Source organism: Sinomonas sp. RB5 (genome assembly GCF_054063535.1).
The window spans coordinates 205125-224963 of the sequence record NZ_JBSSGJ010000002.1; the positions used below are offsets into that span (position 1 = coordinate 205125).

The following is a 19839-nucleotide window of genomic DNA, read 5'->3' on the forward strand; positions in this document are numbered from 1 at the left end:
CAGCCGGGAGCCGGCGACGGCGAGCGGCCCACCTGGGTGCGTGACGGCGTCGTGCGCCGGGGAACTCGAGCCGGTGCTGCGCCCTTCGCTCACCGGGCCCCTACTCCGCGGCAGCAAGCTGGCCGCACGCGCCGTCGATCTCCTTGCCGCGCGTGTCGCGCAGGGTCGTGGGGACGCCGGCGGCGCGGAGGGTCTCGATGAACTCCTCCTGCACGTGGCGCTCGGAGGAGGTCCAGATCGAACCGGGGGTCGGATTGAGCGGGATGGGGTTCACGTGGACCCAGCCGCGGCCGCGCTGGTTGAGCTTCTTGGCCAGGAGCGCCGCGCGCCAGGCGTGGTCGTTCATGTCCTTGATGAGCGCGTACTCGATGCTCACGCGGCGGCCGGTCTTGACGTAGTAGTCGTGCGCGGCGTCGAGGGCCTCGTCGACCTTCCAACGGTTGTTGACGGGGATGAGCTCGTCGCGGAGCTCGTCATCGGGCGCGTGGAGGGAGAGGGCGAAGGTGACGGGCAGGTCCTCGTCGGCGAGCTTGCGGATCGCCGGGACGAGCCCCACCGTCGAGACGGTGATGTTGCGGGCGCTCATGCCCAGGCCCATCGGGACCGGGTCCACGAAGCGGTGCACGGCAGCCATGACGCGCTTGTAGTTGGCCAGCGGCTCGCCCATGCCCATGAAGACGATGTTGGTGACGCGCTCGTCGTCGTGCTCCTTCACGCCCAGCTCGCCGGCCGCGATGAGCCGGTTGGCGGCCACGACCTGGTCCACGATCTCGGCGGTGGACATGTTGCGGGTCAGGCCGGCCTGGCCCGTGGCGCAGAACGGGCAGTTCATGCCGCAACCGGCCTGGCTCGACACGCACAGGGTGATGCGGCCCGGGTAGCGCATGAGGACGGACTCGACGAGGGCGCCGTCGAAGAGGCGCCAGAGGAACTTGATGGTGTTGCCGTCGTCCGTCTTGAGGCGGCGGACCTCGGTCAGCAGCGGCGGGAACAGCTCCCCGACGAGCTCCTCGCGGCCGGCCTTGGGCAGGTCGCTCATGGCCGCGGGATCCGTGGTCCAGTGCTGGAAGTAGTGGGTGGAGAGCTGCTTGGCGCGGAACGCGGGCAGGCCCAGCTCCTTGACCTTGGCCTGGCGGTCCTCGAGGCTCAGGTCCGCGAAGTGCTGCGGGGGCTGCTTGACGCGGGGGGAGGCGAACTGGAGCAGCGGGCGGCCCTCGGCGGTGCGCTGCTGCTCCCAGCCCTCGGCCGTGGGCAGCACCTGGGGGCGCTCCTGGGCGCGCAATGGTGCAGTCCTGGCGGCGGGCTGGCTTTCCGGGTTCGTGGGTCGCGTCGGGGAAGTCATCCTTTCCATCATCCCACGTCCGTTTGTTCATCCTCCAGCCGCCCCACTATGATTCCGCTCTCCCTCGCCGCCCGCTCGCAGACGCACGACGGCGCGTCCCCCACCCGCGCGGTTCGCCCGCCCGTTCACAGATCCACCAGGCGGAGCAGCGCCCTGCAGAGGATGCGGGCTGTCCCGAGGACAGCGCGCTCATCGATGTCGAACCGGGGATGGTGGTGCGCGGCATGTCCCGGGCCCCCGCACCCGACTCCGAGGAAGAGCCCAGGCACCCTCTGGGAGAATTCCGCGAAGTCGTCGCTCGCGGTCTGCGGCGGGATCTCGACGATCTCCGCGAGAGCGTCCTGTTCGATCACCGCCCGCACTGCAGAGGCCAGCCGCGGGCTGTTGGCCAGGACCGGCGCATGCCCCGCCCATTCCACGCGCGCCCGGCAGCCGAGGGCCCCGGCAACCCCGGAGAAGATCTCACCGACCCGCCGCACAGCGCGCGCCCCCGCCGCCGGGTCTTCCCAGCGCACGTTCCCGAGGAGGGCCACGTCTTCCGGCGCCGCGTTCGCGGCGTCTCCGCCATGCACCGAGCCGATCCCGACCACGAGCAGCTCCCCGGCAGGCGTCTCGCGGGCCACGAGGGCCTGGAGCACGGCCGTGATGTGGGCCGAGGCGAGGACGGCGTCGGCGTACTGGCCGGGAGTGCCTGCGTGGCCGGCTCCCCCCGAGACGGTTGCGCGGAAGAAGTCAGCACCGGACAGGAGGGGACCGGGGTTGATGGCCACGGTCCCGTACGGCAGCGCGGCCAGGACGTGCGCGGTAAGGGCGGCGTCAACGCCGTCGAGCACGCCGTCGGCGAGCACGGCAGCGGCCCCGGCGAGGAGCTCCTCGGCGGGCTGGAAGCAAAACCTCACCGAGCCGGGGAGGGCGTCCCGGTGAGCAGCCAGGACAGTCGCGACGCCGAGCAGCGCGGCCAGGTGCGCATCGTGGCCGCAGAGGTGGGCGGCCGACCCGTCTGCGGCGAACTCCGATCCCGGCGCCTCGCGGACCGGGAGGGCGTCCAGCTCTGCCCGGACCAGGATGCGCGGGCCTGATGGAGCCCCCTCGAGGTCCCCGACGACGCCGGTGCGGCCGACCCCGGTCCTCACCGACAGCCCGAGGTCGCCGAGGAGCCGAGCGACCTCGGCGGCCGTACGGTGCTCTTCGAACCCGAGCTCGGGGTGCGCGTGGAAGTCCCGCCGCAGACGCACGAGCTGCGGCTCGAGCTCCACGAGCCGGCGGTCCGCCTCCGCTGCCAGGGCGGCCGCCGCGGGAGCGGACGGCATGGCCACTGTGGAGCTCGCCGATCTGACGGGTGCGGCGCTCACGGTGCCGCCCCCTCGGGGGCCGGCAGGAGTCCGAGCTGCGCGAGCATGGCGAGCTGGTCGACGACGTGCCAGTGCTCGGCGAGACGGTCCCCGGCGACGCGGTAGATGTCGATGCCGGCGATGTCGAAGGCCTTGCCGGTGGCGGGGACGCCGAGGAACGTTCCGACGTGGGTCCCCCGATGGCGCCAGCGGACGACGATGCGATCGCCCTCGGCGATGACGTCCTCGACCGTGAAATGCGGCTCGAGCGCGGAGACGAGTGCCGACACGCGGTCGTGGAGCCCCTCCCGGCCGTCTCCCTGGCCGGGAAGCGGATCGTTCTCGAGGTAGTCGGGGGCGGCGATCTCGTCGATGACCTCGAGGTGCCGGCCGTTGAGCACCTCGTCGTAGAAGCGGGCCACGAGCCTGCGGGATGTCTCGGTGGACATGGCATCCTCCTTGGTGGGTTGGGCGATGCCCTCAGGGTCCCTCGCGCCGGTCGCGGTCGCCATGACGGGTACCCACCGAGTAGCCCACCGAGTCGGCGCCCCGGGTTCGGGTGATCAGGCTCCCGCGATACCCGGGACGGCCCTACCCTTGGCGTAGGGAGAAGGTGGCGCATGGGAGCGGACCTCGAGCTCGCCCGCGAGCTCCGCCGGTTGCGTCTGGCCGCCGGGCTCACGCAGGAGGGCCTCGCCGAGCGCGCGGGCATCAGCGTCCGGGCCGTGAGCGATGCGGAGCGCGGCCTGCGCACCCGGCTGTATCCCGGCACCGCCACCCGGATCGCCGCCGCCCTCGGCCTCGACGGGACCGCTCGCAACGGCTTCGCAGCCCTGGCCCGAGGCCGCTCCGCGCCGGCCAGCGAGCTCGCCCCGCTCCCGGCGCCGCGAACCCCGCTGCTCGGACGGGTCGAAGCTCTGGCCGGCATCGTCTCCCTCCTGCCGGAGCCCTCGACCAGGCTGGTGACCCTCATCGGGACGGGAGGGGTGGGCAAGACGCGGCTGGCGCTTGCAGCGGCCAGCGAGTGCGCGCCGTCGTTCGACGACGGCGTAGCGTTCGTGCAGCTCGCCAGCTGCCACGACGCGAAGTCCGCCGGGCTCGCGATCGCGACGGCCGTGGGGGCGAACACCTCGCGGAAGACGGTCGTGGACATGGTCTGTGCGGCGATCGGCGCGCGCAGGATGCTCCTCGTGTGCGACACGTGCGAGCAGGTGCCGGACGCGGTGCCGCTGATCGGCGAACTGCTCGCGCGGTGCCCCGCGGCCACGGTCCTCGCCACGAGCCGAGCGCCGCTCCGGCTCGGCGCCGAGCGCCTCGTCCCGGTGGAGCCGCTCGGGCCGGCCCCCGCCCGCGAGCTGTTCGCCGAGCGCGCGGCCGCCGCTCGGCCGGCCCTGGATCTCGCCGGCTCAGAGCCGCTCGTGGATGAGATCTGCGCGCGGGTGCAGCGCGTCCCGCTCGCCATCGAGCTCGCCGCGGCGCGCGTGGCGCACCTCGGCCTCGCTGATCTGCGCGACCGTCTGGACAGCCAGCTGTCCGTCCTCACAGGTGGCCTCGTTGACGACGACGCCCGGCACCGCACGATCGAGGCCACGGTCGAATGGAGCTACGGCCTGCTCGGGGCACGCGCCCAGACGGCGATGGCCGAGCTCGCCGTCTTCGACGGCTGGACACTGGCGGCCGCCGGCCAGGTGCTCGGCACCGATCCGGTGCCCCTCGTGAGCGACCTCGTCGACCACAGCCTCGTGGGCGCGCCCGAGCCGACGGCCGAGCACGGGCGGTACCGGATGCTCGACGTCGTCCGCGAGTTCGCTGCGGCCGCGCTCGCAGCATCCGGCCACGAGGACGCCGTGCGGGACCGTCACGGCGCCTGGTTCCTCGACGCCGCCGGAGCCGCCTCCTCCGCCATGCGGCACGCGGACCAGCACCGTGTCCACCGGGAGATTGCCGCCGACCTCGGCAACCTGAGGCTCGCGTTCGACAGGCTCCGGAGCCTGGGCCGGGGCGGCGACGCGCTGCGCCTCGCGACCTCGCTCTGGATGTTCTGGCTGTGGCACGGCGGCTTCTCGGAAGGCCGCGCCTGGCTCCGCTCGGCCTTGGCGAGCCCCGGGGACGCCAGTCCGTCCCTCGCCGCCACAGCGCGGTGGGGCGCCAGCTGGCTCGCCTACCACCAGGGCGACGTGGCCGAGGCCCGGATCCACGCCGACGCCCTCGCGGCCCTCGCCGAGGCAAGCGGAGCGATCGGCGAACGCCGCAACGCGCTCACGCTGCACGGCATGATCGCCCTCGCGGACCGGCGTCTCGACCGCGCCAGCGGCCTGCTCACCGAGGCACTCGACGCCGCCCGGGAGCTCGCGGCCCCCTGGATCCTCGCCGTCTCCACGCTCAATGACGGCGCCGGCCTCACGCACATCGGCCGGCTGGACGAGGCCTCGCACCGGTTCGCCGAAGCCCGGGACCGGTTCGCCGAGCTGGGCGACGACACCTACCGGGCCCGGGCCCTGCGCCACCTCGCCGCAGTCCGGCTCCTGGCCGGCAGCCCGGCCGCCGCGCGGGAAGACCTCGAGGAGAGCCTCGCGATCGTCAGGGCAGCTGATGACCGGTGGGGCTTCGCCGAGACGGCCGAAGTCCTCGCCCACGCCGCTGCAGCCGCCGGCGACGCGGGGCGCGCCGGCGCGCTCGAGGCGAGGGCCGCCGTCGTGCGTCACTCCCTCGGCGTGGTCCCGCACCCCTTCGACGCGATCCTCGCGGACCGGCATCTGGGCCCGCTGCGCGGAACCGAGGCGTTCAGGCGGGGCTGGGCCGAGGAGGCTCAGGGCGCTGATCCGTCCTGGGCGCTGCAGTGAGGAGACGCGGGTCTCAGGGCTGCCGGGCCGGGGACGGCGCCGAGGCCTGCTCACGGTAGAGCCGGGCGTAGGCGCCGTCCGCGGCGAGCAGTTCCGCGTGGGTGCCGTGCTCCACGATGCGGCCGCGGTCGACCACGTAGATGACGTCGGCGCCCACGACGGTGGAGAGCCGGTGCGCGATCGCGATCGTGGTCCGGCCGTGCGAGGCGGCGTCGAGGGCCTGCTGGACCACGCGCTCGGAGATGGTGTCGAGGGCGCTCGTGGCCTCGTCGAGGATGAGGACCTCGGGGTCCTTCAGCAGCACGCGCGCGATCGCGATCCGCTGCTTCTCGCCGCCGGAGAGCCGGTAGCCGCGCTCCCCCACCACCGTGTCGTACCCGTCGGGGAACGAGGCGATCGTCTCGTGGATGTTGGCCGCCCGGCACGCTGCCTCGAGCTCCCCGAGCGTCGCATCGGCCTTGGCGTAGCGCAGGTTCTCGGCGATCGAGGCGTGGAACAGGTACGTCTCCTGGCTCACGACGCCGATATGGCTCACCAGGGATTCCCGCTGCAGGTCGCGCACGTCGTGGCCCGCGAACAGGACGGCGCCGGAGCTCGCCTCGTAGAAGCGCGGGATGAGGTAGGAGACGGTGGTCTTGCCCGCACCGCTCGGGCCGACGAACGCGGCGTACTGGCCGGGCTCGATCGTGAACGAGACCTCGTCCAGAGTGGCCCGGTCCTCGCCGCGGGCGTCGGGATAGCGGAACGTGACGTCCCTGAACGCCACCTCGCCGAGGCGGGGCGCCCCATCCGGCAGGGGTGCGGCGTGGGGTGCGTCGGCGATGGCGGGCCTGAGGTCGAGGTACTCGAAGATGCGGGCGAACAGGGCGCCGGAGGTCTGCAGGTCGAGGGCCACGCGCATGAGCGCGATGAGCGGGAAGAGGAGGCGCGCCTGGACGTTGGTGAAGGCCACGACGGTTCCGGCGGTGATCGCCTCGGTGCCGAGCGGCCCCGCTCCCCCCGTCAGCAGCAGCCCGGCCACGAGGTAGACGATCGCAGGGATCGAGGACATGAAGATCGTCACGAGCGCGAAGAAGTACTGCCCGCTCATGGCCTGGCGGATCTGCAGCCGCACGAGGTTGCTGTTCTCGGCGGAGTACCGGCCGATCTCGTCCGGCTGGCGGTTGAAGCTCTTGGACAGCAGGATCCCCGAGACGCTCAGGGACTCCTGGGTTATCGCCGTCATGTCGGAGAGGGACTCCTGCGTCTTCGTGGCGATCCGGGCGCGGACCTGCCCGACCCGGCGCTGCGCGACCACGAGGAACGGCATGAGCACCACGGCGATGAGCGTGAGCTGCCAGTTGAGCGCGACCATCGCCACGAAGGCCGCGATCACGGTCACGACGTTGCCGACCACGCCGCTGACCGTGTTCGCGAGGACGGTGGCCACCCCGCCCACGTCGTTCTGCAGGCGGGACTGGATCACGCCCGTCTTGGTGCGGGTGAAGAAGCTCAGCTCCATGGACTGCAGGTGTGTGAAGAGGCGCACCCGCAGGGAGCCCATCACGGCGTTGCCGACCGTCGAGGTGAGGTACGTCTGCCAGACCCCGAGCAGGGCCGAGAGCACGTAGGCGCCCACCATGAGGGCCACGAGTTCCCCGAGAACGGAGAGCACCGGGTGGCCGCCGGCGGGGAACAGGCCCTGGTCGAAGATCCGCTGGGTCAGCAGCGGCGGCGCGACGGAGAGCGCCGCGGAGGCAAGGACGAGCACCACCGTGAGCACGAGCGCGACGCGGTGCGGGCGGAACAGCTCCGCGATGCGTCCGAAGAGGTGCGGGATCTTCGGCGCCTCGGCGTTGAGCTTGCGCTGGAGCGCCGCGTCCGCGGCCGAGACGCGGCCGCGGACCACGGGGCCGCCGCCCCGCCAGGGTGGTGGCATCTGTGACATGCTCCTACTTTCCGCCCGGTTCCCGCGTAGCCCAAGCGATCCGTGTTCGCCCCGAGAGGATCGGGGCGTCCTAGCTAGTCCTCGGCAAGGATCAGGTAGAGGGCCTTGCGGGCCTCGTCGATCTTCGCGGCAGCCTGCGCGCGCTGCTCGTCCGTGGCGGCCGAGCGGAACTGGTGCAGCACACCCATGAACTTGCCCACGCTCTCCATGAACGCCTCGGTGGCCTCGCTTCTTCCGGGCGCGGCCTCCCAGGCCTTGGTGAGCTCCTCGGCGTGGTCCGCGACGTAGGCGCGGCCGGCCTCGGTCAGGGCGTACTCGGTGCGCTTGCCCTCGCCCACCTGCTCGACGAGCTCCTCGTCGACGAGCTGCTGCAGCGTGGGGTAGACGGACCCGGGGCTGGGCTTCCAGATCCCGTTGGTCTTGGCTCCCGCGGCCTGGATGATCCCGTAGCCCGTGAGCGGCTGCTCGGACAGGAGCGAGAGGATCATCGCCCGGACGTCGCCGCGGCTCGCCCTGCGGCCGCCGCGCGGTCCGAAGCCCGGCGGGAAGCCGTGGCCGCCGGGTCCGTGGCCGCCGGGTCCGTGGCCGCCGGGTCCGTGGTGGCCCGGGCCGAAGCCGTGGACGCCGAACCCGTGGCCGAAGCCGATGCCGCCCGGGCCCGGGCCGCCGGGCGTGAAGTCCCCGGGGCCTCCGGGGCCGAAGCCTCCTGGTCCGAATCCGCCCGGGCCGAAGCCCCGGCGCGGACCGCGAGGGCCGTCGTGGTGGTGCAGCGCGTCGTGATGGTGATGGGAACGCATGGTGGTTCTCCTCTCGTGATCGATACTCAACGATATATCGTTGAAGGTCGGAGAACAAGAGGTGGGACCACGAACGGCCGATCGCCGGGGAGGAAGGGCTAGGGCTGGACCTTGTGCCGGCTCACGATCGAGACCCGGTTGAACGCGTTCATCGTCACCGCGGCCCAGGCCAGCGCCGAGAAGCGGGCATCGCCGAGCTCGGCCCGCGCCTTGGCGAGGGTGTTCAGCCGCTCCTCGTCGTCGGGCAGAAGCGTGACGGCCTCGGCGACGTCGAGCGCGGCCCGCTCGAGCACCGTGAACAGCCCGGCCTCGCGCCACGCGGGCAGCACGTGCAGCTTCCGCTCGGGCACGCCCGCCTCGACCGCGAGCCGGCCGTGGAGGTCGAGGCAGTAGGCGCAGCCGTTGATCTGCGAGATCCGCACCGAGGCGAGTTCGACGACGGCGCGCGGCAGGCCGGCGTCGTCCGTCGCCTTCCGCACGGCGAGAGTGAGGGCGTTGAGGGCCTTCCACGACGTGGGATCTGACTTGTCGAGGTAGAAGGAGGGCTCGTCGGTGAGGTCCGGGGCAGGGTTGGTCATGAACCCATCTTCGCCCGCGGCCCCGCGCCGGGGCTGCAGCGCCCGGCCGCAACGCGCAGGAGGTGACCCCCAGATTCTGGGGGTCACCTCCTGAAAGTCAGCTCCTGGGAGCCACCTCCCGCGGGTGGGCGGCGCCCGGCTACTTGCCCTGCCACCCCGTGTAGCACTCGGCGATGTAGGCCCGGCCGTGCTCGGACTCGAGCAGCGAGCGGAGCTCGCCGAGCTGGCGCGCCCGGAAGAAGTCGTGGTTCTCCTCGCTCGGGACGGTGTGCAGGAGCGTGGTCATCCAGTACGAGAAGTACTGGGCCTTCCAGACGCGGTCGAGCGCGCGGTCCGAATAGGTGTCGATGAGCGCGGTCGAGCCGGACTTGAAGTACGAGTCGAGGGACTCGAAGAGGAGCTTGACGTCGTGCAGCGCGAGGTTGAGGCCCTTGGCGCCGGTGGGCGGGACGGTGTGGGCGGCGTCGCCGGCGAGGAACAGGTTCCCGTGCCGCATGGGGGCCTGCACGAAGGAGCGGAACGGCAGCACGACCTTGTCGGTGATCGGACCCTCCTTGAGCTCGAACCCGTTGCCGTTGACCCGCAGTCGCAGCTGCTCCCAGACCTGCTCGTCGGTCCAGTCGGCGGGGTTCGTCGTGGGGTCGCACTGGAAGTACATGCGCTGGACGGTGTCGGTGCGCTGGGAGATGAGCGCGAAGCCGTGGGCCGAGTTGGCGTAGATGAGCTCGGGGGAGCTGCGCGGGGCCTCGGTGAGGATGCCGAACCACGCGAACGGGTACGCGTTGAAGTAGGTCTTGCGGCTGGCTTCGGGGATCTGGTGGCGGCAGTAGGAGCGCGAGCCGTCGGCGCCCACGAGGATCTGGGCGCGCAGCTCGAAGTCGGCGCCGTCCGCGTCCGTGAAGTAGACCTTGGGGGTGCCGAGGAGGTCGTAGACGTCCGTGTTGGAGCACGAGTAGCGCACGTCGCCGCCGTCGGCCTCGCGACGGGCAGCAAGGTCGTCGAACACGTCGTTCTGCGGGTACAGCCACACGGACTGGCCCACGAGGCCCTTGAAGTCGATGCGGTGGCCCACGCCGTTCACGCGGAACTCGGTGCCCTCGTGCTCGTGGCCGTTGCGGAGCACGTTGTCCACGCCGGAGTTGACGAGCAGGTCCACGGACCCGGCCTCAAGGATGCCCGCGCGGATGGTGGCGGAGATCTCCTCGCGGCTGCGGATCTCCACAACCGTGCTCTCGATCCCGGCCTGGTGCAGGAGGTGGGAGAGCATGAGGCCGGCGGGCCCTGCGCCCATGATGGCCACCTGGGTGGTGATGACGGTGCGATCGCCCATGATCGTTCCTTTCGGGGTCGTGGAGCACTGGGCCGGCGGGATCCGCTGCGGCGTGCGTCTCCCTTGAGTGTGACGCCGCTCGCTCGCGCCGCGAACTCTGATTCCGTTGATCGGAACGACGAGCCGAAAACGAGAGTCGACGTCTCGGCGTCGTGCGCCCGGCGGCCCTACTCCCCCGGCACGCCGAGCTGCCGCCCGATCCCCCGCGCCGCCGTCTTGAGGGGCGGCACCAGCTGCTGCATCCGCACCTCGGCGAGGGGCACGACGACGCCGATCGCCGCCACCGCGCGCCGCTGGCGGTCGTAGATGGGGACGGCAATGCCCCACGTGTCGGGATCGACCACGCCGGCGAGCTCGGCGTACCCGTGCGTCGCGGCGGCGGCGAGGAGCTGGCGCACGTGCTCGGTGGTCGCCTTGCCGGCCGGATCGCGGAAGCGCGCGAGGTAGGCGGCCTGGACGTGCGGCGGCTGGGCGGACATGAGCGCCACACCTGCCGAGGAGACGTGCACGGGCATGCGCCCGGCCACCTTGGCCCGGTTCGCCACGGAGCCGCGGCGCGAGAGCCGCTCGACGAACAGGACGTCGTCCCCCTGGAGCACCGCGAGGTTCACATTCTGGTTGAGGACCTGGTGGATGTCGTCCATGAACGGCAGCGCGGCCTGGCGCAGCACAAGCGTGGGCGAGTTGCGGTTCACGAGCTCCCAGAGCCGCAGCCCGAGCTGGACCTTGCCGCCGGGCGCCTGCTCGAGGAGGCGGTGGCCGGCCAGCTGGTTGACGAGGCGGTGCGCGCTCGTGAGCGGCAGGCCCGCGCGGGCTGCCAGCTCGCCAAGAGGAAGGGAGCTGACGCCCTCGGGGAACGCCTCGAGGATGCGCACCACGCGGTCCACCACCGAGTCCCCCGATGCCGAGTTGGCCATGGCTCCGCTCTCTCACTCCTGACCGATTCCGTTCAATGGTCCCACGGATTCTGAAGGTCAGCTCCTGAAGGGCAGCTTCTGGAGAGCACCTTCTGGGAGTCACATGAGGTGACACTCAGAAGCTGACCCAAAGGAGGTGACACTCAGACGGGGCGGGGCGTCCGAGGCCGGGCGAGGGTGGACCACAGGTGCCAGAGCATCCCGACGAACGCCGCCGTGAACGCGGCCACGGCGACCCACAGCTCTGCCCGGCCGATGAACTCGACGATGGGCAGCCGGTCCGCCCGGCCAAGGTAGATGCCGGCCACGGCATACATGCCGAGCGGGAAGATCACGCTCCATAGGCCCGGCTCGTACGCGAGGGGGACGCGGTGCACGAGGTGCCGCCACCATCCGGCGGCGAGGAGCACCGGGAAGAGCCAGGAGGCGAAGGCCCAGAACACCACGGACGCCCCCGCCACGAGACCGCGCGTGGCGTCGACCATCGGCGCACCCGCCATCTCGGCGATCCGCGCCCCGGCCAGGACGCTGATCGCCATGGCACCCATCGCCACGAAGTAGTTCGGCCGCAGGTCCTCCGGCCGGATCGGGTACGTCATGAGCCGGAGCGACACGAAGATGCCCACAGCGGCATACAGGATGAGCCCTACCGACCAGGCCACCACGGCGATGAGGGCGAGCGCGGGCCGCCAGTCATCCCCGGCCGCCTGCTCGACCGACGCCGAGGCCACCGCCACCGACTGGCTCGCCACGCACCAGATGAACCAGGACCCGTTCGCGTGCCGGACCACCGGGCGTTCCTCCCGGCCCAGCACCGCTGTCCACGGCACCACATAGCCGAGCACCGCCCACGCGGCCGCGGCCACGGCGAGGAGCGCAGCCGTCGCGCCCAGCCAGCCGGTCATGCCGAGCCGGACACCGAGCACGTTCGTCCCGGCAATGAAGGTGAAGAACCCGAACGCCCGCCCGGGGTCCATGAAGTCCCGCGACATGTCGGCACGGAACCTCGCCAGCCGTGTCAAGCTCAGGACCAGGATCACCGCGTAGGAGGCGCCGCAGACCGCGAGCAGCAGGGCCGAGAGCCAGTGGATCTCCTCGAGCTCGAGCCCGACGGAGATGATCCCGGAGGCCATCGTGAGCGCGAAGTACCCGGGAGTGAGGGTGCGCACCGCCTCGCCCACGCGCGGGCCGAGGGCCTTCGGGAAGCTCGGGGCGGCACTCATGGCACCCAGCTTAGGCCGCGGCCGGGCCCCACACCCGCGGCCCGGCACGGGCGCCCCCGTAGCCTAGGAGCACCGACGGAAGGACGCCCATGCCCCCGCACATCATCCGCTTCGCCGATCTCGCGCCCACCTGCTGGCGCAACGGCGGCGGCACCACGGTCGAGATCGCCCGCGGCGGCGTCCCAGCAGGCGACCGCCAGGACTCCCCCGAGGACTGGGACTGGCGGCTCAGCATCGCGGACGTGGAGCGCGCCGGCCAGTTCTCGGCCTTCGAGGGGATGGACCGGGTCCTCACGGTGATCGAGGGCGAGCTGCTCGTGCTCACGGTGGACGGGCGCGAGCACGGTCTCGAGCGCTACCGCCCGCTGAGGTTCGACGGCGCTGCCCCCGCCAACGCAGCCCTCCCCACGGGCCCCATCCGCGACCTCAACCTCATCACCCGCCGCGGCGCCTGCTCGGGCTACGTGACCATCCTCGAGCTGTCGAAGAAGCGCGCCCTGCCGCTCGCCCCCGGCCAGCTCGGCGTCCTCCTGCAGGGCGATGCCGTGGCCGCGCTCCACGGGGACGCCGGCGGGGCAGCCGCGGACGACGGCGCCACTCCCCTCGCGCGCTACGACACCCTGGTCGGCGGCGAACCTGCTCCGACGGTGAGCGGCCGCGGCTTCCTGGCCGTGGTCTCCGTTGTGGAGGCCGAGGAGCGGGGTGCATAGCCCCGGGCATTTCGACACAACTCGTGGCCAGATCCGCCGCGATCTGCCGCAGGAGCCGCCGAGTTGTGTCGATATGCCCGGCGCCTGCCCCTCACAGCGTCCTGGAACCACGCGCCACAGCACCCCTTCCACCCAGCGGAAGCCCCCCGTGGCGCGGCCCACGCCCACCGCGGTGCACTGGTCCCATGGGTCCCAAACGTACCGCCGCCGCCAACCATGTGGGGCGCGATGTGAGCGCGTCCATCCCCGCCGAAGCGGACGGCGTGTTCGGGCTGGCCACCGGGCTCGGGGACCGGCTCGGCCTCGAACTGGCACAGATCTGGCCGCGCGCGGTGGTCCACCTGGGGGTGCGCAGCAACGACGCGCACACGCTCTACGCGGTGGCGATCGCCCGGTCGCTGCTCGCGGCCTACCCCGAGGCCGATGCCGGCGTGGTGCTGCCGGCGATCATGCTGCACGACATCGGCTGGTCCGCGGTGCCCCCGGGCGAGGTGCTCGAGGCCATCGCCCCCGGCGGCGGCCGGCCAGACCTCGTGCTGCTGCACGAGAAGGAGGGCGCCCGGCTCGCCGAGGGGATCCTCGCCGCAGCGGGCGTCCCGGACGAGCGGGCGGCCCGGATCGCGGAGATCATCGATGGGCATGACTCGCGCCGCGAGGCCCTCTCGATCGAGGACGCGATCGTCAAGGATGCGGACAAGACCTGGCGGCTCACCCCGCACGGCCTGGACACGGTGATGGACTGGTTCGGACTGGACCGCGGGCAGGCGCTGCGCCTGTGTGCCTCGCGGGTAACCGGGCACCTGTTCACCGACGCCGCGCGGTCGCTCGCCCGCGGCCTCGCGGCGGTCGAATCGGCCAACCTCTGGCCCGAGCGGGCAGCGCTAGAGTTGCCGTAGCCGCGCCGGCGCTGGATCCCGGCGGGGCAGGGCCGCCCCGAGGGGCGAGCGGAGAGCTAGGCGGGCAGGCGGGCGAGGAGGCGCGGATGGCTGGCGGCAGCAGCGAGCCCGGCCGCACCGTGACGTCCAAGGCGCTCGCGATCCTCTTCGCGTTCGAGTCCGGGCGCCGGTCGCTGAGCCTGTCCGAACTGGCCGAGGCCGCGCACCTCCCCCTGAGCACCACCCACCGGCTGGTGGGCGAGCTCGTCGACTCGGGCGCCCTGGCCCGCGACCAGCAGGGACGCATCCAGCTCGGGATCCGCCTCTGGGAGCTGGGACAGAATGCCGGCCGCGCCCTGCGCGACACCGCCCGCCCCTACCTGCAGGACCTGTTCTCCCTCACCGGCGAGACGTCCCACCTGGCCATCCGGGAGGGCTACGAGGTCCTCTACATCGACCGGATCTACGGCACCAAGCGGGTGCCGCGTGCCTCCCGGGTGGGCGGCCGCCTCCCGATGCATGCCACGGCGGTGGGCAAGGTGATCCTCGCGTTCGAGGAGGACTGGGTCCGCGACGCCTACTTCAACCGGCAGCTCGAACAGCCCACGGCGTTCACGCACGTCAATCCGGCGCGGCTCGCCGAGGAACTCGTGCAGATCCGCGAGCAGGGCTACGCCACCACGGCCGAGGAGGTGCGCCTGGGCTCCGCCTCCCTCGCGGTCCCGGTGTTCCACACGGGCCGGATCGGCGCGGGCCTGGGGATCGTGGTCCTGTCCTCGCAGGCACCCGGAATGCTGCGCCACCTGCCCACGCTGCGCGGCATCGCGGCCCAGATCGAGCGGGCCACGGCGCACATCCCCCTCGAGACGCTCCGCGCGAGCGCCAAGATCGAGAGGTGACGGACGACGGCGGGCCGCCGCCCGCCGTCGTCGGCCGCCGGAGAGCCGGCGCGCGGCTGCAGGCTCCGGCGGCGCGTCAGAGTCCGTCGACGATGGCGGCGGTCGCCTCGAGGTAGGCCTCCTGCGTCTCCGGGGCGAGGTTCTCGAAGATGATGTCGGCGCCGTCGTCCAGGGCCTCGTCATGCGGGGCGACCACGATCTTGCGCACGTAGTGGCCGAAGTGCTCGCGGATGCGGGCCAGCCGCTCCTCGTTCGCAACGGCCCGGGCCTTGCGGTTCTTGGAAGGGATGGCGGGCTGGGTGACCAGGAGGATGCCGCGGCTGAGCTTGTCCGCGAAGCCCATGTCCACGAGGGTGTCCACGGTTGCGGCGAGGGTCTTGGAGGAGTCCTCCTTGTTCATCGCCACGAGCACGATCTCGTCTGCGATCTCCACCGCGGCCTGCCAGGTCCCGGCGGTGGAGGCGTTGCCGGTGTCCACGAGCGCGAGGTGGTAGAACTGCCGCAGCACCGTGTGGAGCTGCACGAACGCGCTCCCGTCGATCACTTCCTTGTCCCCGGCCTGGTTCTGGGAGGCGAGGACGTGGAACTTGTTCTCGCCCTGGGCGCGGACGTAGTTGACGAGCTCGTGGGCGTTGGAGGGCTGGGCGAACCGGTCGATGTTCGCGAGGAGGTCCGCGGCCGTGTGGTCGTGGCTGGCCTGCATGGCGCGGTCCCCGAGCGTGCCCTTGTTCTCGTTGTTGTCCCAGGCCAGCACATTGCCGCCGCGGACGCGGCCGAGGGTTGCGGCCGTGAGGTAGCAGCTCGTGGTCTTCGAGGCACCGCCCTTGAGGTTCACGAACACCACGCACTTGTGGCCGGCCAGGCCCCGCTGCACCGAGGCGCGCCACTCGCGGCGGGTCATCTCGCGGTCCCCCGGCGCGAGCCGCAGGGCGCCGCCGGAAAGCGTATTCATCGCGCCCTGCCAGCCCTCGCGCGCCGGGCTCTGCGGCACGGCCGGCCGGGAGGCGGCGAAGTCGGCGGCCGTGGGACGGCGGCGGCGCTCGCGCAGGGGCGACTCGGCCCGGGCGTCGTCGCGGGCCCCGTCGCGGGTCGGCGCGGGCTCGGGTGCAGGAGCGGGCGCGGACCGCGGCGCCGCCGGCTCGAAGGAGGCCGGCTCGAACGACGCCGGCTCAGACGCGGCAGGCTCGAAGGCAGCCGGCTCGAAGGACGCAGCCTCAAAGGCCGCCGGCCGGGCGGGCGCGTGCGAGGGGAAGGCGGGCGCGACGGACGCGGGATCGACCTGGACCGAGGCGTGACCGGGGGCGTGGGCGGGCGCCGGCGGGAACCCGGAGGCGTCGAACCCGGTCGCCTCGAACCCGGTCGGGCCGGCGGAACCCTGCGGGGCGTCCACGGCGAACTCGCCGTTGCCGTGGACGAGCAGGCGCTGCTCGCCGGCCGGTTCGGAGATCTTCAGATGCACGGGCGCGTCGATCTCGGCGGCGGTGGCCACGGCGGTCGCGTGGACCGATTCGCGGGCCGTCTCGAGATCGGGATAGGCGGCGCGCCACGTTCTGCCGTCGGAGCCGGTGATCTGGGCCTCGCCCGTGATGGACAGCACTGCGTCGATCTGAGTCATCGGTCCCTCTCTCTTCCCCCGCGGTGGGCACCCCTGCCCCGGACCGGGGCCACGCGGCTGCGGGACGGGGCGGCCACCCCCCACACAGACCGCCAAGGCAGCTTACGGCATCAGTGAAGTCAGTGATAGTTCAGTGCCTCCGGCCGTCCCCGCCGATTCGGGTCTTTGTGCCGTGTCGCCTCCGGCCGACTCAGAACAGAATCGCTCTACAGCCCTGAGGACTCCTGGAGGGGGCGACCGTGAAGCGCGTTATCCTCGCCTATGGAGCGGCCGGCGGACACATCGCGAAGATCAGCGACGTGGTCTCGGAGGTCCTCCGCTCCCACGATATCGACGTCACGTTCCTGGACGTGAACGCGGACCGGGAGGCCGACCCGGCCGCGTACGACGGCGCGGTCGTGGGCGCCTCCATCCATCTGGGCCGGCACGAGAAGCACATGGTGGAGTTCATCCGGACCTACGTGGACGCGCTCAACCGCATGCCCTCGGCGTTCTTCTCGGCGAGCCTGGAGGTCGAGGCCGACCCGGACGAGGCCAAGGGCCTCGTGGAGCAGTTCGAGCGGGAGACCGGCTGGCGGCCGGACCGGGTCGCCCTGTTCGGCGGCGCGCTCGTTCACGCGCACTACGGGTTCGCCCGTCGGCACCTCATGAAGAGGCAGGACGAGGGGCAGAAGCCGGGGCTCGGAACGGACGTGAGCCGCGACTATGTGTACACGGAGTGGGACGCCGTCCGCCGGTTCGCTGAGGACTTCGCCGCGGACGTCAACGCGAGCGGGACGCACCGGGCCTGATCCTTGGCACCCTCTCCCCCGCGTGCAAGCCTCGGACCGTGACCCCCGTGAGGCGCCCGCGCTGGCTGACCCGCAACGTCGCCACGCTCTCCGGCGTGAGCTTCCTGCAGGACGCCGCGAGCGAGCTGCTCTACCCGATCCTGCCGATCTTCCTCACCACCGTCCTCGGCGCCCCGGCCGCCGTGGTGGGCGCGGTCGAGGGCGCGGCGGAGGGAGCGGCGTCGCTGACCAAGATCGCGGCCGGCCGCCTCGCGGACCGCTCCTCGAAGCGGCGCCTCATCGGCCTCGGCTACGGGCTCGCGGCGGTGGGGAAGCTGATCATCGCCCTCGCCGGCTCGTGGCCCGTGGTCCTGCTGGCGCGCTGCGTGGACCGGCTCGGCAAGGGGGTCCGGGGCGCGCCCCGCGACGCGCTGCTGATGGACGGGGTGGGCGAGGGCAGCCGCGGGAGGATCTTCGGCTTCCACCGCATGGCGGACACCCTCGGCGCAGTGGTCGGCCCTTCCCTCGGCCTCGTCCTCTACGAGCTCTTCCACCGGCAGATCCCGCCGCTGCTGTGGGTCGCCGTGGTCCCCGCCGTCCTCTCGGTGCTGCTCGTCGCCGCGGTGCGGGAACAGCGCAGGGCCCCCGCCGCCGTCGTGCGCCAGACAGCGCCGCGACGCACGACGCCGGCCGCGCACCCGGGTGCCCCGGCCCGCCTCCCGGCGCGGCTGCGGCTGCTCATCGGGGGGCTTGCGGTGTTCTCGCTCGTGAACTTCCCTGACGCGCTCCTGCTGCTGCGGGCGCACGATCTGGGCCTGACGACCGAGGGCGTGATCGGCGCGTACATCCTCTACAACGTCGCGTACGCGGGGCTGTCGTACCCGGCGGGGGCGCTCTCCGACCGGGTCCCCCGCCATCTGGTGTTCGCCGCGGGGCTGGCGTGCTTCGCGGCGGGCTACCTGGGGCTCGGGCTCATCACCGATCCGGGATGGGTGTTCCCGGTGCTGATCGTGTACGGCGGGTTCGCGGCGGCGACCGATGGTGTGGGCAAGGCATGGGTCTCGAGCCTCGCCCCGGCGCAGGTGCAGGGCCGGGCGCAGGGCCTGTTCCAGGGGCTCACGGGCGGCGGCGTCCTCGTCGCCGGGATCTGGGCAGGCCTCGCGTGGGGCGACGCCGGCCGCGTGCCGCTGCTGGTGAGCGGGGCCGCGGGGCTGGTGCTCGCCGTCGGCCTCGTCGTGGCGGGCCGTCGGCTGGGCGCGGCCACCCGGCCGGGCGCTGCTCCTCCCGCTCCGTGAGCAGCGGGGGCGGTGCCGAGCAGCGGCCCCGGACCGCGGAGGCCACGAAGGCTCCCGCGGCCCGAGGCGCGCTGCGGGCCCTCTACATGGGATCGGGCCAGTTGCCGATGCCGCTGGCGGGCTTGATCGAGGCGGGGGTGCCGAGGATCGCTCGGCGGCCGTGGATGTTCATGGTGCATCTCCTGGGTTGACATGGGCGCGCGAAGGCGCGGGGACGATATCTGTCGCCCGTGAAGAGGGCAGACTCGTCCCCTGTCAGCCGGGAGTTGAGCCGGGATCGAACGTGCGGGAGGCAGGCGCGGGGGAACGTGGGGCCCTGTCGCGCCCGAGGACCAGCAGAGCCGGGATGAGCACAGACCCGGCGAGGGCCAGCGGAAGCGGCGAGGGGGCGCCCAGACGGCGCGCGGTCCCGGGCGCCCCTGACGCCGGCGCGGGGGCCAGAGGCAGGGTCTGCCGGCCGCCCGGAGCCGTGGAATCAGTGCTGGCGGACCCTGCGCGGGCGCCCAACTGGGCCGACCCCACGGCGTGCAGAGGGTCCCAGGGCGCTGCGCTGCCCGAGATGCGGCCGGTCCGGACGGCTGCGGGAAGCGGGGTGGCTGGGTGCACCGGGGCCGCTGCGGGAGCGGGAGCTTCGGCGACAGCGCCGGAGGTGCGCGTCCCGGCCGACGCCGGAGCCCCGCGCGGGGACGTGGTGCCCGTCGGCGCTGGTAGCCGGCCCAGGATCGACGCGGGGTCGGCCACGGCGGACGCCACGCCGTCGCCGAGGGACCGCACCACGAGCGCGACCTGTGAGGCGGCGCTGTCCGCGACCGGCATGAGCGGCCTGAGCGGGCCCGCGAGCAGGGGCGCCGCCGAGGACGGTGCCGCCTCGACAGCCGAGGCGAGGGACGACGTCGTGGTCCGCACCGTGGAGGCCACGGCCAGCTGGGCGGTCTGGACCGCGGGCTGCCCGGCCAGCGCTGTCACGGCTGGAACGGGCGCGGGCGGCGCGGGCAACGAACCGCTCGATGCCGAGGCTGCGGAGGCTGCGGCGCCCGAGAGGAGAAGCCATCCGAGGCCGAAGCCGGCGGCGAGACCAGCCCGACGAGCGAGGGCTAGGACGAGCGCACGAGATCGTGACCCAGGCGTTGACCGCACTTCCCCCTCCTCCCAGACAAGGGTTCGCTTGCCACGCAGTGCGCCCATGCTAGGCCGGACGGACCGGCACCGCCAGACTCGGATCGGCGTCGTGGGCGGCCAGACCCGGCAGCGGGGACTCGGGCTTGTCCTGGCGGTTGTGCAACGGCTTCCGGCCAGCGGAAGCCAGCCCACATCTGGCTTTCCCTGTCCACAGCAGCGCCCCTACACTCGACCCCGCAGCCCTGTGGTCGTTAAGCAGAAGCGTCAC

Annotated in this window: 17 protein-coding genes; 6 read left to right on the plus strand and 11 right to left on the minus strand. The window is 72.7% G+C overall.

The genetic code is table 11. The annotated features are described in order from the left end of the window. Nucleotides 1-100: 100 nt before the first annotated feature. The 3 genes from rlmN to ACVWWH_RS03645 all read right to left on the minus strand — a co-directional run bounded on the left by rlmN (nucleotide 101) and on the right by ACVWWH_RS03645 (nucleotide 3122). Nucleotides 101-1342 (minus strand): 23S rRNA (adenine(2503)-C(2))-methyltransferase RlmN, encoded by a 1242-nt coding sequence (gene rlmN, locus ACVWWH_RS03635; protein ID WP_066501030.1) that lies wholly within the window; start codon nucleotides 1340-1342, stop codon nucleotides 101-103. 125 nt (nucleotides 1343-1467) lie between these two features. Beyond that, nucleotides 1468-2652, minus strand: a complete 1185-nt coding sequence (locus ACVWWH_RS03640) for a M20 metallopeptidase family protein (protein WP_457315649.1) — start codon at nucleotides 2650-2652, stop codon at nucleotides 1468-1470. 38 nt (nucleotides 2653-2690) lie between these two features. Further along, nucleotides 2691-3122: an ester cyclase gene (locus ACVWWH_RS03645; RefSeq protein WP_066501037.1), complete on the minus strand. Its 432-nt coding sequence runs from the start codon at nucleotides 3120-3122 to the stop codon at nucleotides 2691-2693. Nucleotides 3123-3293: 171 nt separating this feature from the next. On the opposite strand from ACVWWH_RS03645, the gene ACVWWH_RS03650 reads away from it, so the two are divergent. Continuing rightward, a complete protein-coding gene (locus ACVWWH_RS03650; RefSeq protein ID WP_457315650.1) occupies nucleotides 3294-5516 on the plus strand; it encodes an ATP-binding protein in 2223 nt (740 codons plus the stop codon). A 13-nt stretch (nucleotides 5517-5529) separates the two neighbouring features. Here the strand turns inward: ACVWWH_RS03650 and ACVWWH_RS03655 are convergent, their stop codons facing one another. From ACVWWH_RS03655 to ACVWWH_RS03680, 6 genes are all read right to left on the minus strand, one after another. Next, the gene (locus tag ACVWWH_RS03655; RefSeq protein WP_457315651.1) at nucleotides 5530-7443 is read right to left on the minus strand and encodes an ABC transporter ATP-binding protein; all 1914 of its coding nucleotides are present in this window, start codon (nucleotides 7441-7443) and stop codon (nucleotides 5530-5532) included. A gap of 74 nt (nucleotides 7444-7517) precedes the next feature. Then, nucleotides 7518-8240, minus strand: a complete 723-nt coding sequence (locus ACVWWH_RS03660) for a PadR family transcriptional regulator (RefSeq protein WP_457315652.1) — start codon at nucleotides 8238-8240, stop codon at nucleotides 7518-7520. Between the two features lie 98 nt (nucleotides 8241-8338). Then, on the minus strand, nucleotides 8339-8818 hold the full coding sequence (locus ACVWWH_RS03665; RefSeq protein ID WP_066501045.1) for a carboxymuconolactone decarboxylase family protein: 480 nt from the start codon (nucleotides 8816-8818) through the stop codon (nucleotides 8339-8341). Nucleotides 8819-8957: 139 nt separating this feature from the next. Beyond that, entirely contained in the window at nucleotides 8958-10148 is a 1191-nt protein-coding gene (locus tag ACVWWH_RS03670; RefSeq protein WP_066501048.1) for a 4-hydroxybenzoate 3-monooxygenase, read from the minus strand. A gap of 167 nt (nucleotides 10149-10315) precedes the next feature. Then, nucleotides 10316-11065 (minus strand): IclR family transcriptional regulator, encoded by a 750-nt coding sequence (locus tag ACVWWH_RS03675; RefSeq protein ID WP_457315653.1) that lies wholly within the window; start codon nucleotides 11063-11065, stop codon nucleotides 10316-10318. 143 nt (nucleotides 11066-11208) lie between these two features. Next, nucleotides 11209-12288, minus strand: a complete 1080-nt coding sequence (locus tag ACVWWH_RS03680) for a tellurite resistance/C4-dicarboxylate transporter family protein (protein ID WP_457315654.1) — start codon at nucleotides 12286-12288, stop codon at nucleotides 11209-11211. A gap of 89 nt (nucleotides 12289-12377) precedes the next feature. On the opposite strand from ACVWWH_RS03680, the gene ACVWWH_RS03685 reads away from it, so the two are divergent. The 3 genes from ACVWWH_RS03685 to ACVWWH_RS03695 all read left to right on the plus strand — a co-directional run bounded on the left by ACVWWH_RS03685 (nucleotide 12378) and on the right by ACVWWH_RS03695 (nucleotide 14772). Further along, nucleotides 12378-12998: a HutD/Ves family protein gene (locus tag ACVWWH_RS03685; protein ID WP_457315655.1), complete on the plus strand. Its 621-nt coding sequence runs from the start codon at nucleotides 12378-12380 to the stop codon at nucleotides 12996-12998. 185 nt (nucleotides 12999-13183) lie between these two features. Next, complete coding sequence (locus tag ACVWWH_RS03690; RefSeq protein ID WP_457315656.1) at nucleotides 13184-13894, plus strand: HD domain-containing protein; 711 nt, start codon at nucleotides 13184-13186, stop codon at nucleotides 13892-13894. A gap of 86 nt (nucleotides 13895-13980) precedes the next feature. Continuing rightward, nucleotides 13981-14772 (plus strand): IclR family transcriptional regulator, encoded by a 792-nt coding sequence (locus ACVWWH_RS03695; RefSeq protein ID WP_457315657.1) that lies wholly within the window; start codon nucleotides 13981-13983, stop codon nucleotides 14770-14772. 76 nt (nucleotides 14773-14848) lie between these two features. On the opposite strand, the gene ACVWWH_RS03700 is transcribed toward ACVWWH_RS03695, so the two are convergent. After that, the gene (locus tag ACVWWH_RS03700; RefSeq protein WP_457315658.1) at nucleotides 14849-16387 is read right to left on the minus strand and encodes a hypothetical protein; all 1539 of its coding nucleotides are present in this window, start codon (nucleotides 16385-16387) and stop codon (nucleotides 14849-14851) included. A gap of 239 nt (nucleotides 16388-16626) precedes the next feature. On the opposite strand from ACVWWH_RS03700, the gene ACVWWH_RS03705 reads away from it, so the two are divergent. Continuing rightward, nucleotides 16627-17178, plus strand: coding sequence for a flavodoxin domain-containing protein (locus ACVWWH_RS03705; protein WP_457315659.1), 552 nt, complete (start codon nucleotides 16627-16629; stop codon nucleotides 17176-17178). Between the two features lie 38 nt (nucleotides 17179-17216). Continuing rightward, on the plus strand, nucleotides 17217-18452 hold the full coding sequence (locus ACVWWH_RS03710) for an MFS transporter (protein WP_457315660.1): 1236 nt from the start codon (nucleotides 17217-17219) through the stop codon (nucleotides 18450-18452). Nucleotides 18453-18707: 255 nt separating this feature from the next. Here ACVWWH_RS03710 and ACVWWH_RS03715 read toward each other — a convergent pair whose 3' ends face one another. Continuing rightward, the gene (locus tag ACVWWH_RS03715; protein ID WP_457315661.1) at nucleotides 18708-19418 is read right to left on the minus strand and encodes a hypothetical protein; all 711 of its coding nucleotides are present in this window, start codon (nucleotides 19416-19418) and stop codon (nucleotides 18708-18710) included. Nucleotides 19419-19839: the final 421 nt, after the last annotated feature.